Source organism: Nocardiopsis rhodophaea (assembly GCF_039530945.1).
Lineage (GTDB): Bacteria > Actinomycetota > Actinomycetes > Streptosporangiales > Streptosporangiaceae > Nocardiopsis_C > Nocardiopsis_C rhodophaea.
This window is the reverse complement of sequence record NZ_BAAAPC010000011.1, coordinates 81,632-96,999: the sequence shown is the minus strand read 5'-3', so window position 1 is coordinate 96,999 and position 15,368 is coordinate 81,632. Positions and strand designations below refer to the sequence as shown.

The 15,368-nt window shown below is 70.3% G+C and carries 12 protein-coding genes; 6 read left to right on the top strand and 6 right to left on the bottom strand.

Features of this window, described 5'->3' with window-relative positions; genetic code table 11:
• Positions 1-70: 70 nt before the first annotated feature.
• The gene (locus ABD259_RS13915) at positions 71-1,300 is read right to left on the bottom strand and encodes an MFS transporter (RefSeq protein WP_344101158.1); all 1,230 of its coding nucleotides are present in this window, start codon (positions 1,298-1,300) and stop codon (positions 71-73) included.
• A 142-nt stretch (positions 1,301-1,442) separates the two neighbouring features.
• Here ABD259_RS13915 and ABD259_RS13910 point away from each other — a divergent pair, with 142 nt between their 5' ends.
• A complete protein-coding gene (locus tag ABD259_RS13910; RefSeq protein WP_344101156.1) occupies positions 1,443-1,799 on the top strand; it encodes a signal peptidase I in 357 nt (118 codons plus the stop codon).
• A gap of 520 nt (positions 1,800-2,319) precedes the next feature.
• Here the strand turns inward: ABD259_RS13910 and ABD259_RS13905 are convergent.
• On the bottom strand, positions 2,320-3,405 hold the full coding sequence (locus ABD259_RS13905; RefSeq protein WP_344101154.1) for a suppressor of fused domain protein: 1,086 nt from the start codon (positions 3,403-3,405) through the stop codon (positions 2,320-2,322).
• A 187-nt stretch (positions 3,406-3,592) separates the two neighbouring features.
• Here ABD259_RS13905 and rlmN point away from each other — a divergent pair, with 187 nt between their 5' ends.
• On the top strand, positions 3,593-4,690 hold the full coding sequence (gene rlmN / locus ABD259_RS13900; RefSeq protein ID WP_344101152.1) for a dual-specificity RNA methyltransferase RlmN: 1,098 nt from the start codon (positions 3,593-3,595) through the stop codon (positions 4,688-4,690).
• Between the two features lie 50 nt (positions 4,691-4,740).
• Positions 4,741-5,214 (top strand): VTT domain-containing protein, encoded by a 474-nt coding sequence (locus ABD259_RS13895; protein WP_344101150.1) that lies wholly within the window; start codon positions 4,741-4,743, stop codon positions 5,212-5,214.
• Between the two features lie 45 nt (positions 5,215-5,259).
• Here ABD259_RS13895 and ABD259_RS13890 read toward each other — a convergent pair whose 3' ends face one another.
• Together ABD259_RS13890 and ABD259_RS13885 are read right to left on the bottom strand one after the other, a co-directional pair.
• Complete coding sequence (locus tag ABD259_RS13890) at positions 5,260-5,775, bottom strand: Lrp/AsnC family transcriptional regulator (protein ID WP_344101148.1); 516 nt, start codon at positions 5,773-5,775, stop codon at positions 5,260-5,262.
• A 111-nt stretch (positions 5,776-5,886) separates the two neighbouring features.
• Positions 5,887-7,503 (bottom strand): PucR family transcriptional regulator, encoded by a 1,617-nt coding sequence (locus ABD259_RS13885; protein ID WP_344101146.1) that lies wholly within the window; start codon positions 7,501-7,503, stop codon positions 5,887-5,889.
• 243 nt (positions 7,504-7,746) lie between these two features.
• Here ABD259_RS13885 and ABD259_RS13880 point away from each other — a divergent pair, with 243 nt between their 5' ends.
• Together ABD259_RS13880 and ABD259_RS13875 are read left to right on the top strand one after the other, a co-directional pair.
• On the top strand, positions 7,747-9,045 hold the full coding sequence (locus ABD259_RS13880) for an aspartate aminotransferase family protein (RefSeq protein WP_344162745.1): 1,299 nt from the start codon (positions 7,747-7,749) through the stop codon (positions 9,043-9,045).
• Between the two features lie 63 nt (positions 9,046-9,108).
• Positions 9,109-10,608, top strand: a complete 1,500-nt coding sequence (locus ABD259_RS13875) for a CoA-acylating methylmalonate-semialdehyde dehydrogenase (RefSeq protein ID WP_344101142.1) — start codon at positions 9,109-9,111, stop codon at positions 10,606-10,608.
• A gap of 847 nt (positions 10,609-11,455) precedes the next feature.
• On the opposite strand, the gene ABD259_RS13865 is transcribed toward ABD259_RS13875, so the two are convergent.
• Positions 11,456-12,256 (bottom strand): carbon-nitrogen hydrolase family protein, encoded by an 801-nt coding sequence (locus tag ABD259_RS13865; protein ID WP_344101140.1) that lies wholly within the window; start codon positions 12,254-12,256, stop codon positions 11,456-11,458.
• Between the two features lie 155 nt (positions 12,257-12,411).
• The gene (gene gabT, locus ABD259_RS13860) at positions 12,412-13,752 is read right to left on the bottom strand and encodes a 4-aminobutyrate--2-oxoglutarate transaminase (protein ID WP_344101138.1); all 1,341 of its coding nucleotides are present in this window, start codon (positions 13,750-13,752) and stop codon (positions 12,412-12,414) included.
• Positions 13,753-13,873: 121 nt separating this feature from the next.
• Here gabT and ABD259_RS13855 point away from each other — a divergent pair, with 121 nt between their 5' ends.
• Complete coding sequence (locus ABD259_RS13855) at positions 13,874-15,334, top strand: PucR family transcriptional regulator (protein ID WP_344162741.1); 1,461 nt, start codon at positions 13,874-13,876, stop codon at positions 15,332-15,334.
• Positions 15,335-15,368 lie beyond the last annotated feature (34 nt).

The window sequence follows — 15,368 nt, the reverse complement described above, 5'->3', positions numbered from 1 at the left end:
GACGAACCGCCGCCATAGACCGCGGCATCAGCAGGGGCGGAGCGCGCGTCGCGCTCCGCCCCGACGCGTGTCACAGGCGCTTCAGCTGGCGAACACTGCTGCTGGCCAGCGCGCCACCGGTCGCCAGGACGGTGAGCACGGCCATACCGACCAGCGTCGACCCGGGGCCCGCGACGGCGGCGATCGGTCCCACCGCCACCTCACCGAGAGGCATCGCGATGAACGACCCGAGGCCGTCATAGGAGTAGACCCGCGAGAGCCGGTCCGGTGGAATGTTCTGCTGCATCGCGACCTCCCACGCCACACCGAACTGCTCCATCGCGACCCCGGCCACGAACATCGAGGCGAGCAGGAACGGGATCCCTGTCCCCGTGCCCAGCACCGCCATCGGCACCGCGTCGAGCGCCGCGAGCGCCACACCGAAGCACAAGGCCCGGCGCGGCTGCCACCGCGCGGCCAGCACTCCGCCGAGGAGCATGCCGATACTGTTCGTCGCGACGACAAGTCCCCAGGTCGCACGGCCGAAGGAGGCGTCGGCGACGGCCGGGCCGAGAACCGCCACGGTGCCCGACCATGTCGCGTTGATGACCATGAACTGCAGCACGACGATCCACACCCAGGGTCGGGAGGCGACCTCACCCCACCCGTCGCGCAGATCCCGTAGCACGTCAGTGCGCCCCGCGGCGCGGCCGGCCCCGGGCGGCAGCCGGAGCAGGAGGAAGCTGAGGGCGGCTAGGGCGAAGACCAGGGCGTTCACCGCCAGCGCCCACCCGGAGCCGAGCACGCCCGCCAGGCCCGCCGCGGCCGACATGCCGACGAACATCCCGATGTGCACCCCGATCCGCACCAGCGCGTTGGCCGGGCGCAACAGCGACGACGGCACGGTCTGCGGGGTCAACGCGGCCGCGGCGGGCAGGTTCGCGGCCGCAGCCGCCCCATTGACCAGGCTCAGCGCGATCATCACCGGCAGCGACGCGAACCCGAGCAGCACACTCGCCGCGAGCGTGCCCTGCGACAGGGCCGCGAGGGCACACCCGCCGCGCAGGATGAGGTCCCTCGGGAATCGGTCGGCGAGCACGCCGCCGAATAGCAGTAGCGCCACGTTCGCCAGCGAGCGGGTGCCGACGACCAGCCCGAGATGGATCAGCGACCCGGTGACGTCAAGCACGGCGAACGCGAGCGCCACGGTCGCCACGCCGTTGCCGAAGTACATCAGCGCACGTCCAGCGGCCAACGCCCGAAACGCGGGATGCCGCAGCGGCGCCGTGATGGAAAACCGCTCATCGGGAAGGAGGTTCATTCCCCTCCCGCCGTGGCGGCCGACTCATATGGGGGAGATGAGGGCACGGCTACGCAGCATGCGCGAGGCCGCATTCGGGAGTCAACGGATTTTTTCGTCGTCGACGACGGGGCGTTTCGGTCGGCTGCTACCTTCCGAACCCATGGACGACACCGTGTATGTGGGCAATGCGGGCAAGGACGCGGCTGAGGACCGAGGATGGTTGCTCGGGCACTTCAAGGACGTCGCTGACCCGCGCCACAGCGACGCCGTCGAGATCAAGTGGGGAGTCCACCCGCAGGGCGATGAACGGGCTCAGTGGGTGACCGGCGAGGAGCGTACGGCCCTGCTCGTACTCATCAGCGGGCGCTTCCGGGTGGAGCTGCCGGAGCGCAGTGTTCTGCTGTCTCAGCAGGGGGACTACGTCGTATGGGGTAGGGGCACCGACCGCAGGCCCCCTCTGGCGATGATCATGGGGATTCTCCCGGCAAAACGGACAGAACCGGGACCGTTCCCATGATCATCGCGGGGAACTTGTGGCAAACCGGGCATACCCGGCGCGCGGACGCCCGCTAGCCGGATTCCGGGCCCCCGCACGGCCCACCTGGGAGGCGACCGGGGACCCCACCACCCACCTGCCGTCGATGCCGCTTTTCACCCAAGAACACCGGATCAGCCAACCGCCGACAAGGCCGCCCAGCAGACCTCCTGCCCCATCGCGCGGTGATCACGGGGAATCTCCCGGCACAATAGGCAAGACCAGGCTCCCCACCGTGATCACTGGCGGAGGGTGCCAATGGCAGGGCGGTCCTCGCGTGTCGCGGGAGCCCGCTTGCGTGAAGCGAGAGAAACCCCGCGCGCCGAGATACCCGGCCCCGCCGCACCGGCTAGAGGGCAGGGCCCCTCGCCCCCTCCGCCCTCGGCGCTGCTTGTGGAGGCTCGACCGCGGTGGTGCGTTGGGAGCGAGCCGCCGACGCGAATCCAGCTCCGGCGCATCGGAGAGAAGTGGGAAAAAAGCCCCGTCCAGGCCTATCTCGCCGCTACCCCAGCACCCAGCTGCGCCCCTCCGCCGCGAGTTTGTCGATGAGGGTCGCGGCGTCGTGTTCCTTGGCGAAGAGGTGTTCGGGGCGGGTGATGGGGACGATCCAGAGCCAGTGGACCGGGTCGCCGTGGAAGGTGAGGCCCGATGTGTCGGGTGGGAGGTGGCCTTCCGGGGCCGAGAGCGGGGTCGGGTCGGCGATGAGGAGGACGGCGGAGTTGGTGCCGCGGACGGCGCGGTCTTCGGTGTTGTCGAGCCACTTGACGCTGTGGCCGGTGCCGAACCAGGTGACGGCGCGCCAGGGGAAGGCGCCGATCCAGCGGAAGAGGCGGGCGGCCTCGTGGGCGGGGCGGGTGGTGGCCAGGGCCAGTTCGATGCGGGCGTATTGGGAGGTGTCAGCCATGTAGCGGTCGAGCGTGGGCATTCTCTGCCCGCACATGCCGACCGTGCTGAGGATGGTGAACGGCCGGTTCCCCTCGGGTGGGCGCTCGGAGACGCGGATCAGGGGGGCATGGCCGTCGGAGACGTCCCAGTAATGGCCGGGCGTGCCCACGCACCTGGTGAGGTGGTTGAACACGGCCCGCTGGACGCTGCGCCAGGCGCCGGGGACCGCTCGCCAGTCCCAGTAGGCCTCGGCATGGACCACGCGCGGCCACAGCCGGTCGGCTTCGGGGTCGAGCGCCCAGGCGTAGGGGCTGCGGCCGATCGCTTCGCGGGCGTAGCCCGGGAGGCCGTTGTCGGCCTCGGCCCATCCGGGGATGACCGCGAGGAGACCGTCGTGGTCGAGCAGCGCCAGCCCGTCGCCCTCCTCGAACCACACCACGCGCAGGTGCTCGGGGTCGAAGCGGGCGTGGCCCTGGGGGTGTTTGGTATGTGCGGCGGGCATCAGCGGGGCCTGTCCCTCGTACAGGCCGCTGGGGTCGCTGGTCTCCGGGGCCAGCTCGTGGTTGGCGAGCCACACCGGAACGCGGATCCGGTCACGGGCGTCGAGCAGGTACGCCGCCGTGGTCCGGGAGTCGCACTCGACGATGACGCGGCGGCTGCGGTAGGGGCTGAACTGGTCCAGCAGGATGTGCGTTCCGCTCAACTGACCTCCCGAGCTCAGCCACCGTCAACGCCGCCACCGCACGACCGTGTCCACGCGTCGCATAGCATGAACCGTAATGCCCTGACGGGCGGTGCCGCATCTCAGAAGGCCCCAACTGGCCGCCGAATCGCGGACCATGCGGACATCCCGCCCGGACCCTGTCGCCCAAGATCCGTCTAGGACCTGCATGCCTGCCGAGCTCACCTTCGTCGCCCCGCGCCGTGCCAAGCCGCCGCGGCACCTCGCTGACCTCAGCCCGGAGGAGCGCCGCACTGCCGTTACCGAGCTCGGAGAGAAGCCCTTCCGCGCCAAGCAGCTGGCCCAGCACTACTTCGGCCACCTGGAATCGGACACCTCGGCGATGACCGATCTCCCCGCCGAATCCCGCGATCGGCTCGGTGAGGCGCTGCTCCCCAAGCTGCTCACGCCGGTCAAGCACATCACCTGCGACAACGGTATGACCCGCAAGACGCTGTGGCGCGCCTTCGACGGTGTCCTGTTCGAGTCGGTGCTGATGCGCTACCCCGACCGCGTCACGCTGTGCGTGTCCTCCCAGGCCGGGTGCGGCATGAACTGCCCGTTCTGCGCGACGGGACAGAACGGCCTCACCCGGAACCTGTCCACCGGCGAGATCGTCGACCAGATCGTGTCCGTCGCGCGCGACCTGGACCGCGGCGAGGTCGCGGGCGGCCCGGGACGCATCAGCAACATCGTCTTCATGGGCATGGGTGAGCCGCTGGCCAACTACCGGCGGGTGCTCGAATCCGTGCGCCGCATCACCGACCCGGTGCCCGGTGGGCTCGGCATCTCGCAGCGCGGCGTCACCGTCTCGACGGTCGGCCTGGTCCCGGCCATCGAGAAGTTGACCGCCGAGCGCATGCAGGTGCGGCTGGCCATCTCGCTGCACGCTCCCGATGACGAGCTGCGCGACGAACTCGTGCCGGTCAATAACCGGTGGAAGGTCGCGGAGGTGCTCGACTCCGCCTGGAAGTACGCCGCGACGACCGGCCGCCGGGTGTCGATCGAGTACGCGCTCATCCGCGACATCAACGATCAGGCCTGGCGCGCCGACCTGCTGGGCCGCCTGCTCAAGGGCAAGCTGGTGCACGTCAACCTGATCCCGCTGAACCCGACCCCCGGGTCGAAGTGGACCGCGTCGCGCCCGGAGGACGAGCGTGAGTTCGTCCGCCGCTTGGAGGCGCACGGGGTCTCGGTCACCATCCGCGACACCCGCGGCCAGGAGATCGACGGGGCCTGCGGCCAGCTCGCCGCCGCCGAGAACTAGGCGGCGGCGATCCGCCGCGCTCGCCCGACCGCCCCTGAGGAGCGCCGGACGTGACCGAGACCGCTCTGGCCTTCAGCTTCGGCCTGGTCTCGGCGTTGCTGCCGTTTCTCAACGTGGAGCTGTACCTGCTGGGCGCGGCCGCTCTGATGGGGGACGGCGCCCTGTTCGCGATGGCGGTGGCGGCCGGGCTCGGCCAGACGCTCGGCAAGATCGTCTACTACTACCTCGGCAAGGGCGTCCTCACCATCCCCTGGCTCAAGCGGCGGTCGGCGACCCCGAGCCGCTGGAGTGAGCGGGTGGCCCAGTGGCGGGCCAAGGCCGAGGGACGGCCCTGGTGGGCGGCGGGCCTCCTGGGCGTCAGCTCGTTCTCCAGCATTCCGCCGTTCATGGTCATCGCGGTGCTGGCGGGGACCGTGCGCATGCCCCTGTGGTCTTTCGTCACCGTCACCATGGCGACGCGGACGGCGCGTTTCCTGCTGCTCGTCTACGCGCCGGGGACGGTCATGGCCGTCCTGCCCGGCTGACGTACTGCGTGGTCCGATCAGCCGTTTCTCCGGGTGCGCCGAGGCCTACCGGGTCCCCCAGGCGTACGTTTGCTTGCGCAGCTTCAGGTACAGGAAGCTCTCCGTCCCGGTGACACCGGGGACGGCGCGGATCCGGGCGAGGACTTCCAGGAGCTGCTCGTCGTCCGCGGCCACGACCTCGACCAAGAGGTCGAAAGAGCCCGCGGTGATGACCACGTACTCCACGCCCGCCACGTCGGAGAGCGCGTCGGCGGCCTCGTTGAGGTCGCCGTTGCACTTGACGCCGATCATGGCCTGGCGGCTGAAGCCCAGCATCATCGGGTCGGTGACGCCCACGACCTGGACCACCCCGGTCTCCAGCAGGCGCTGCACCCGCTGGCGCACCGCTGCCTCCGAGAGGCCGACCGCCTTGCCGATGGCCGCGTACGAGCGGCGCCCGTCCTCCTGCAGCTGCTCGATGATGCGCTTTGCGGTGTCATCGAGCGCGGGACCGGGGGTGTTCTTCCGGCCCGACGGCTGGGGGTCGCCCTTGTCGGTCACGTGCTCCTCCGAGCTGTGCATGAGACGTTCGTTATGGATGGTTCTTGCGGGTGAGAATCAAGGATTTGATTGCTTGGGCCGCATTGCACGACGGAATCAATGCTACGTGCAGTATCCCATGGTGTCCGTCGGCTATTGCGAGAGGCGGTCGCGTACCGAGTCCAACGACAGGAGGGCGACGTGGAGGGACAGGCAGGTCTCCACCGACTCCAGGTCGGCGTCGAGAACATGGGAGATTCTGCGCAGCCGTTCGTAGAACGCCGGCCGGGAGAGGTGGGCGCGTGACGCCGCCAGGGCCTTGTTCCGTCCCGCCGCCAGGTAGTGGCGGAGCATATCGGTCAGGTCGCTGGAGTGGCGGTCGTCGTAGGCCAGCAGCGGCCCCAGCTCGCGCTCGACGTAGGTCTGCAGCCGCTCGTCGTCGCGGAAGAGGTGGAGCAGCCCTCGCAGGTGCAGGTCGGGAAGGCGGTAGAACGGCCGCTGGTCGGTCTGGTGGACCGCGACGTCCCCGACCTGGCGCGCCTCCAAGAAGGAACGGCGCACGTCGCGGATGTCCTCGGTGCTCGAACCGACCGCGAGGACGCTCGCGCCGCCGACGCGATCGCGGATCCGGTCGGCCAGCCGGTGCAGCCACGAGTCCAGGTCCTCCTGGGGCGCGAGCGCGAGCAAAATGCCCACGCGCAGATCGTCGAGTGAACCGACGAGGGCGGGCAGCCGCAGTTCGCGGCAGGCGCGCGCGGCCCCTTCGGCGGTGTCGGCGAGACGGGCCTGCGCCGCCAGCCCGGTTCCGCCCTCCCGGAGGCGCAGGACCAGGCCGATGAGGTGGCGTCCGGCCAGCGGCACCCCCACGGCGCGGGCGCGCACCAGCGCCTCCTCCGGGTCGGAGTAGGAGCGGTCCACGATCCCGGCGATGATCGTGCGGTGTGTCTGGCGCTCCAGGCTCTCCTGGTGGCGCTCCAGGAGGCGGCCCAGCGCCAGCGTGGTCGCCGCCCGCTCCACGAGCATGGTCTGCCGCGGCGCCGGGGAGGCGCCGCAGACGAGGATCAGGCGTCCCCAGTCCTGGCCGCGCGCGCCCACCATGGTGACGAGCCACCCGGTGGCCGGGTCGTGCACGGTCCGCTGGCCGCCGCGCACCGCCCGCGAACGGCTTTCCCAGGAGGCGAGGACGGTGGCCGGGTCCTCGCCGTTGAGGTCGCAGGCGAGTACCTGGTGGGCGAGGTTCTCCAGCACAACCGGGCAGCCGGACAGGTGCGCCACCTCCCGGAGCACATGCGCGGGGCGCGCGCCCTCGACCGACAGCTGGGTGAAGACCTCGTGCAGCCGCTCGGACTCGCGCAGCTCCTCAAGCTGCTCGTTGACCACCCGGATGTGCACGGCCTCGGTGATCTCGACGAACCGCGTCTCGCGTTCCAGCGAGACGATCGGGATGCCCGCCTCGGTGGCGGCGTCCAGCAGCGCCTTGGGCAGGTCGCTCTCGGCGGGGTACTTGCGGCCCAACTCGACGGCGATGCCGCTCACCCCGACGGCGGCCAGGTCCTCCACATAGCGCCGCAGTTCCTCGGGGGAGTCGGGCATCGCGATGCCCGTCGTGAGCACGAGCTCACCCCCGCGGAGCAGGTGGGCGAGGTCGGTGACCTCGGCGATATGCACCCATCGCACGGGTGTGTCCAGGTGCTTGGCACCGGCCACGACCTTGGGGCGGGCGCGCTGAAGCGCGGGCAGGCGGAGCACGTCGGCAAGGGTGGGCAGCACGGCATCAGTCTAGATCGGCACGTCAGGTCCACCACGCGACGCTTTACAGGGTGATGCCGCGTTCGGCGGCGGAATTCGCCGCGAATACGGGCCGCGATGCCCCGATTCGTGGCCAGTCGTCACGGGTCTCGGGTGGCTCTTCACGCTGCGTCAGTGGCGAATTGACAGCCTGTCAGATCCCCCTGTGCGAAATCAACAGTGTGACGCTGGTCAATCCAGGGCGGAGAGCGTGAGACTGAGGTCATGTCGGAACTTCTCGCTCGCCACCGCGCTGTCATGCCGTCCTGGCTGTCCCTCTACTACGAGACGCCCATCGAGATCACCAGCGGATCGGGGTCCCGCGTCACCGACGCCGAGGGCCGCACCTACCTGGACTTCTTCTGCGGAATCGTGACCAACATGCTCGGTTACGACATCGCCGAGGTCCGCGAGGCCGTGGAGCGCCAGATCGCCACGGGGGTCGTGCACACCTCCACCCTTTACCTGCTGCGCGGCCAGGTGGAGCTGGCCGAGAAGATCGCCCGCCTCTCCGGTATCCCCGACGCCAAGGTGTTCTTCACCAACTCCGGAACCGAGGCGAACGAGACCGCGTTGCTGCTGGCGACCTGCGCCCGCGGCACCGACCAGGTCCTGGCGCTTCGCAACAGCTACCACGGCCGCTCGTACGGCACCATCGCCGTCACCGGCAACCGGGGCTGGAAGCACTCCTCGCTCTCCCCGCTCAACGTGCACTACCTGCACGGCACCGACCGGACCGCGCCCGCCTTCCGCGGGATGTCGGACGCCGAGTACATCGAGGCCTGCGTCGCCGACCTGCGCGACGTCCTGGTCACCGCCACCGCCCCCGACGTCGCCTGCATGATCGCCGAACCGATCCAGGGCGTCGGAGGGTTCGCCATGGCCCCCGAGGGGCTGCTCGCCGCCTACAAGGAGGTGCTGGACGAGCACGGCATCCTGTTCGTCTCCGACGAGGTGCAGACCGGGTGGGGCCGCACTGGCTCCAGCTTCTTCGGCATCGGCGACCACGGGGTGGTCCCGGACGCCATGACCTTCGCCAAGGGCCTGGGTAACGGGTTCGCGGTCGGCGGCGTGGTGGCGCGCGGCGACCTGATGGACGGGCTCACGGCCAAGGGGGTCGCCACCTTCGGCGGCAACCCGGTGTCCATGGCGGCGGCCAACGCCACCCTCGACTACGTCCTCGACCACGACCTGCAGGGCAACGCCGCCCGCAGGGGCGCGTTCATCATGGAGGGGCTGCGGCCGCTCACCGACCTGTCCAGTGTCGCCGATGTGCGCGGCAAGGGACTGATGTTCGCCATCGAGATGGTCGACCCCGTCAGCGGCGCGCCCGCTCCCGCGCTGGCCGGCGCCGTGCTGGAGGGCGCCCGTGAGCGCGGCCTGCTGGTCGGCCAGGGCGGGGTGCACAACAACGTCCTGCGCATGGCGCCGCCGCTGACACTGAATGAGGAGGACGCCCGCGAAGGCCGCGACATCCTCGTCGACACCGTCACCGCGGTGGACACCAAGGTGCGTACCGCATGAGCGCCCGCCCCCTCCCCGGTCCCCGTCCCAGCAGCCAGCCGAGAAGAAAAAGGTCGTCTTGAGATGAGTAAGCACGTCACCCACTGGATCGACGGCAAGCCGTTCGCGGGTACCGCCGAGCGACGCGGCGACATCTACAACCCCGCCACCGGCGAGGTCGCCGGAACGGTCGACTTCGCTGGGGCCGCCGAGGTCGACGCCGCGGTGGCGGCCGCCCGCGCCGCGTTCCCCGCATGGCGCGACACCTCGGTGACCAAGCGCTCCGCGGTCCTCTTCCGGTTCCGCGAGCTGCTGCACGCCAACCGCGACACGTTGGCCCGTGCCATCAGCGCCGAACACGGCAAGGTGGTCTCCGATGCCTTCGGCGAGGTCTCCCGCGGCCTGGAGGTCGTGGAGTTCGCCTGCGGCATCCCGCACCTCCTCAAGGGGGGATACTCGGAGAACGTCTCGACCAAGGTCGACGCGTACTCCATCCTGCAGCCGCTGGGCGTCGTCGCCGGGATCACCCCGTTCAACTTCCCGGCCATGGTGCCGATGTGGATGTTCCCCATCGCCATCGCCTGCGGCAACACCTTTGTGCTCAAGCCGAGCGAGAAGGACCCGTCGGCCGCGATGCTGCTCGCCGAGCTGTGGGCGGAGGCGGGCCTGCCCGAGGGCGTGTTCAACGTCGTGCACGGAGACAAGGCCGCGGTGGACGGGTTGCTGGAGCACGACGACGTCAAGGCGGTCAGCTTTGTCGGCTCCACCCCGATCGCCCACTACATCTACGAGACCGCCGCCCGCCACGGCAAGCGGGTGCAGGCGCTGGGCGGGGCCAAGAACCACATGGTGGTGCTGCCCGACGCCGACCTCGATCTCGCGGCGGATGCGGCTGTCTCGGCCGGATTCGGGTCGGCGGGGGAGCGGTGCATGGCGATCTCGGCCGTGGTCGCGATCGAGAGCATCGCCGACGAACTGGTGGAGCGCGTCAAGGACCGGGTAGCCCGGTTGCGGGTGGGGCCGGGCGACGACGAGCGCAGTGAGATGGGCCCCCTGGTGACCGGCCCGCACCGCGACAAGGTGGCCTCCTACCTGGAGTCGGGTGTGCGCGAGGGCGCGACGTTGGCCATCGACGGCCGGGTCCACCCGGTGCTCGGCGGCGAGAACGGCGGGTTCTGGCTCGGTCCGTCGTTGCTCGACCATGTCACGCCGGAGATGAGCTGCTACCGTGACGAGATCTTCGGCCCGGTGCTGAGTCTGCTGCGGGCGCCCACCTATGACGCCGCGCTGGATCTGGTCAACGCCAATCCCTATGGGAACGGCACGGCGATCTTCACCAACGATGGCGGCGCCGCGCGGCGCTTCCAGAACGAGGTCGAGGTGGGCATGGTCGGGATCAATGTGCCGATCCCGGTGCCGATGGCGTTCTACTCCTTCGGCGGGTGGAAGGCGTCGCTGTTCGGCGACTCGCACGCGCACGGTACCGAGGGCGTGCACTTCTATACGCGGACCAAGGCCGTCACCGCGCGCTGGCTTGACCCCAGCCACGGCGGGGTGAATCTGGGGTTCCCCACCAACGGTTGAGCACCGTCTGACCCGCAATTCGGGTTATTCGCCATCGAAATGGCGCGTTCACCGACCACAGGGCGCGTCAAGGAGTAGGGTAGGTACCGGTTCGTCACTCCACGGCACCGCGGGCCGGTGGCGTGGGCTGGCGTTCATGAGCCGATCAGGGAAGACGTACTCATTTCCCCTCCTCCCCCCATGGAAGCGGGTGCGTCGGCCGAGGCGCTCCGGGTCCTGTCTCCCCCTGGACCCGGAGCGTCCTCGCCCCGATCTTTCGGTGGGGTGCCCCGTGTTCCTCGGGTTTCCCCCTCGTTCGGCCCGTGGCTCCGACCGTTTTTGACCCATTTGAAAACGTCGTGACCTATATGTGTTGCCGCGTTGGCTGTTGTGGACCGCTCGTCAGTGGATCGCCAGTGCGTGCTCCATGGAACGGGCGGTGTGCGCCTCGACGATTCCGGCGCACTCATCGCATCCGTAGACTTCGTGACCCTCGGGCAGTCCGCCCAGTGGATTTCGGGGTCGTGGCCACTTCACGTGGCAGATCGCACAGGCATCCCCCATGATCTGTGCGCTGCTCAGCGACCCCGGATCGAAGATGTACCTCTCGGTCGTGGCTGTGTCTGCATTGGCTGCGTCCGATGGGCGCATCATGCTCAGACCGCTCAACGTCCCTGCTCCCCCCGTGGTTTAGGACAGTCTGGCGGGCCTCTCGATTCGGGCTCTTATTGAACCAGAAACACTCTGCGATCGGAATAGCTCGGGCCGATTCTCGTGACTATGAGCTTACCGAGAATAACTCTCGGTAGCAATAGCGGTAATGAGCTGACCAAGAGCGTCATAGAACGCGTAAATTGTCCGCTATGCCCTATCGCCTCGCGGAAACGGTGAACCGCCGTAGTCGGAGAGCCGGGTTTTTAGCGCGGACTTCTGCCACCCGTTCTTCGGTGATCCGGCCGACCGCTACCCCGGTCTGCTCACCCAACGCGATGATGGGCGTCCCCATGGGATCGATGATCATGCTGTTGCCCGCGCCGGTGGGGGCGTTCTGTCCGGCGGCCGCCACGTACATGGTGTTCTCGATGGCGCGCGCCCGCGCCAGGGTGACCCAGTGGTCCTCCTTCAAGGGCCCCGGAACCCAGTCCGCCGCGAGCAGCAGGACGTCGGCCCCCGCATCCGCGATACGTCGAGTGACCTCGGGGAAGCGCAGGTCATAGCAGGTCTGCAAGCCGAAGGTGAGCCCGTCGACGGCGAACGTCTCGGGTTCGTCGATCTCCCCGGGCTCCACCACCTCCGACTCGGTCATCCCGAACGCGTCGTACAGGTGCAGCTTGCGGTAGGCCGCGCAGACCATTCCGTCGGGCCCCACGGCCACCAGCGCGTTGCGGAACCGCTCGGCGTCCGGTCGGCCCTCCAGCACACCGGCCACGACATGCACCCCGTGGCGTTGGGCGAGCTCGGCCAAGCCGGAGGCGAACGGGCCGTCCAGCGGCTCCGCCGCCGCGACGAACCGGCGGTCGATACGGGGCGCGGTGAACATCGCGTATTCGGGGAGCAGCACCACTTGCGCCCCCTGCTCCGCGGCCTCGGCCACCATCCCGCCGACCGCAGCGAGGTTCTCCTTCTTGTCCTCTCCCGGGGCGAATTGCCCCACGGCGACGTGCACCATGTATCCAGCTCCCTCACGCATCGGCGGGCCGCACTGTGGCCCGGTCGGCTGAAGTCCATCGTGGCAAAACGGTGGGGTGCCCGCAGCCGGTGCGGGCACCCCACCGCTGTCAGAGGGGATGAGAGAGCAGAGTGGCGGGGCGCGGGAAGCGGCCGCTACAGCCGGGCGAACGCCTCCTCCAGGATGGACAACCCCTCGTCGAGCAGGTCGTCGCCGATCACCAGCGGCGGCAGCATCCGGATGACATTGCCGTACGTTCCCGCGGTCAGCAGGACCAGGCCCTGGGAGTGGCAGTAGCGCATGACCTCGGCGACGGCGTCGGTCGCCGGGGTCATGTCCCCGCCGCCCTTCACCAGCTCGATCGCGATCATGGCGCCGCGTCCGCGCACGTCGCCGATGATGTCGTGCGTGGCGGCCAGAGCGCGCAGCCGCTTGAGCATCGTCGCGCCGATGGCGCGGGCCCGTCCGGCGAGGTCCGCCGACTCGATGGCCTCCAGCGCGGCCAGAGCGGCGGCGCAGGCCGCCGGGTTACCGCCGTAGGTGCCGCCCAGGCCACCGGAGTGCACGGCGTCCATCAGGTCGGCCCGGCCGGTCACCGCGGCCAGCGGGAGCCCGCCGGCGATGCCCTTCGCCGTCGTGATCAGGTCCGGCACGACGCCCTCGTGCTCGCACGCGAACATCTGCCCGGTCCGGGCGAACCCGGTCTGCACCTCGTCGGCGACGAAGACGATGCCGTTGGCCCGGCAGAACTCCGCCAGCTCGGGCAGGAAGCCCGTACCGGGCTCGATGAAACCGCCTTCGCCCTGAATCGGCTCGATGAGCACCGCGGCCACGTTCTCCGCGCCGATCTGCTTGCTGATCTGGTCGATGGCCTGCCGGGCCGCCTCGGGCCCGCAGTTCTCCGGGCCGGTCGGCCACCGGAAGGGGTAGGCCATCGGCATCCGGTACACCTCGCCCGCGAACGGGCCGAACCCCTGCTTGTAGGGCATGTTCTTGGACGTCAGCGCCATGGTGAGGTTGGTGCGGCCGTGGTAGGCGTGGTCGAACACGATCACGGCCTGGCGCCCGGTGGCGCTCCGCGCGATCTTCACCGCGTTCTCCACCGCCTCGGCGCCGGAGTTCAGCAGAATGGACCGCTTCTCGTGGTCGCCGGGGGTGACCCGGTTGAGCGCCTCACACACCTCCACGTACCCCTCGTAAGGGTTGACCATGAAGCAGGTGTGGGTGAAGCGCGACAGCTGCTCGGTCGCCCGCTCGACCACCCGCGGGTCGGCGTTGCCCACGTTGGTCACGGCGATGCCGGAGCCGAAGTCGATGAGGGCGTTGCCGTCGATGTCCTCGACGATCCCGCCGCCCGCCCGCTCCACGTACACGGGCAGGACACTGCCCACCCCCTGGGCCACCGCCTGTTTGCGGCGCTCCTGCACCGCGCGCGATTTCGGTCCGGGGATCTCGGTGACGATCCGGCGGGCCTGGGCGATCTCCGACGTGGCCATGGGTGTCCTCCCTCAAGTACGCGAGTCGGCTCGACCCTACGGCGCGCGGACCGGTCGGGTTATCTCCGCAGTGGATAAGATCGGGGGGCGTTCTTGGCCAATATGGTGATCGGGGGATTCCGTGCCGCCCACACTCGGCGCCCTGCTGCGCACGCCCCGCCTCCAGCTGCGACTACTCGCCGGGGACGACCGGATCGACCGCGAGGTGCGCTGGGTCGCCGTCAGCGAGCTCACCGACCCCACCCCCTATCTGGAGGGCGGCGAGCTCGTCCTCACCACCGGCGTGCGCTGGACCGCGGGCGCCGACGCCGCCCGCGACTACGTGCGGCGGCTGGTCCGGCGCGAGGTCGCCGGGCTGGGCTTCGGCAGCGGGGTGGCGCACAACAACGTCCCCGCCGACCTCGTGGACGCCGCCCGCAAGCTCGGCCTCCCGCTCGTCGAGGTGCCCCGGCCGACGCCGTTCATCGCGGTCGGCAAGGAGGTTTCCCGCCTGCTGGCCAAGGAGGAGTACGAGGGGCTGAGCCGCGCGTTCGCCGCCCAGCGCAGGCTCACCCAGGCGGCCCTGCGCGGTGCCGAGGCCATCGTCGACCGCCTCGCCGGGGAGGTGGGCGGCTGGCTGCTCCTGCTCGCTCCCGACGGCTCGCCCCGGCACGCCGTTCCCGCCGCGGCCGCGGAGCGCGCCGCAGATCTGGCGGGGGAGGTGCGCCGCCTGCGGCAGGCCCGGCAGCGCGCAGGCGCGTCGGTGACGTCCGGCGGGGAGACCGCCGCGGTGCAGCCGCTGGGCGTGGGCGGCCGGGTCCAGGGGTTCCTCGCCGTCGGGGGTGCCCACCGCCTCGGGGCCGATGAGCGGACCCTGGTCAACGCGGCGGTGTCACTGCTCTCCCTGGAACTGGAGCGCACCGCACCCGGGCGGGGTGAGGGACTGCGCGGCGGCCTGCTGGAGGCCCTGCTCAGCGGGGCGATCGACGTGGATCGAGCGGCATCGGCGCGGCTGCTCTCCGCTCTCCCCGCAGAACCGGTGGTCGTGGCGTTCGCCGCCGCGGCGGCGTCCGGCGGCGCTCCACGCGACCCGGCCCTGGACGGCTGCCTTGTGGCCGAACTGGACGACCGCCTCGTGGTGCTGAGCTCGGAGGACACCGATCCGGGCGGCGCCCTGGCCCGGCTGACCGGCGGCCCCGTCGGCGTCGGGGGACCGGTCGGCTACCGCGATCTGCCCATGGCACGCGGACAGGCCGAGCGGGCCGTCCAGGCGGCACAGCGCGACGGTCGGCCGGTGGTGCGCGCGGCCGACCTGCCCGGTGGTTTCCTCGGCCTGGTCGACACCCCGGCCGGGACGCGGCTGGCCCACGACCTGCTGGCCCCTCTGCTGTCCCATCGTTCCGCCGACGATCTGGTTCGGTCACTGCGTGCCTACCTGGCCGCCGCCGGCCGCTGGGACGCCGCGGCGGAGGAGCTGCGGGTCCACCGGCACACGCTGCGCTACCGGATCACCCGCATCCGGGAGCTGCTCCCAGGGGACCTCGACGACCCCGATTACCGCGCCGAGCTGTGGATGGCACTGCGTACGCTGGAATCGGATTGAGGCCGAGACCGCCGGCGAGCGCCGCCCGGCCCCT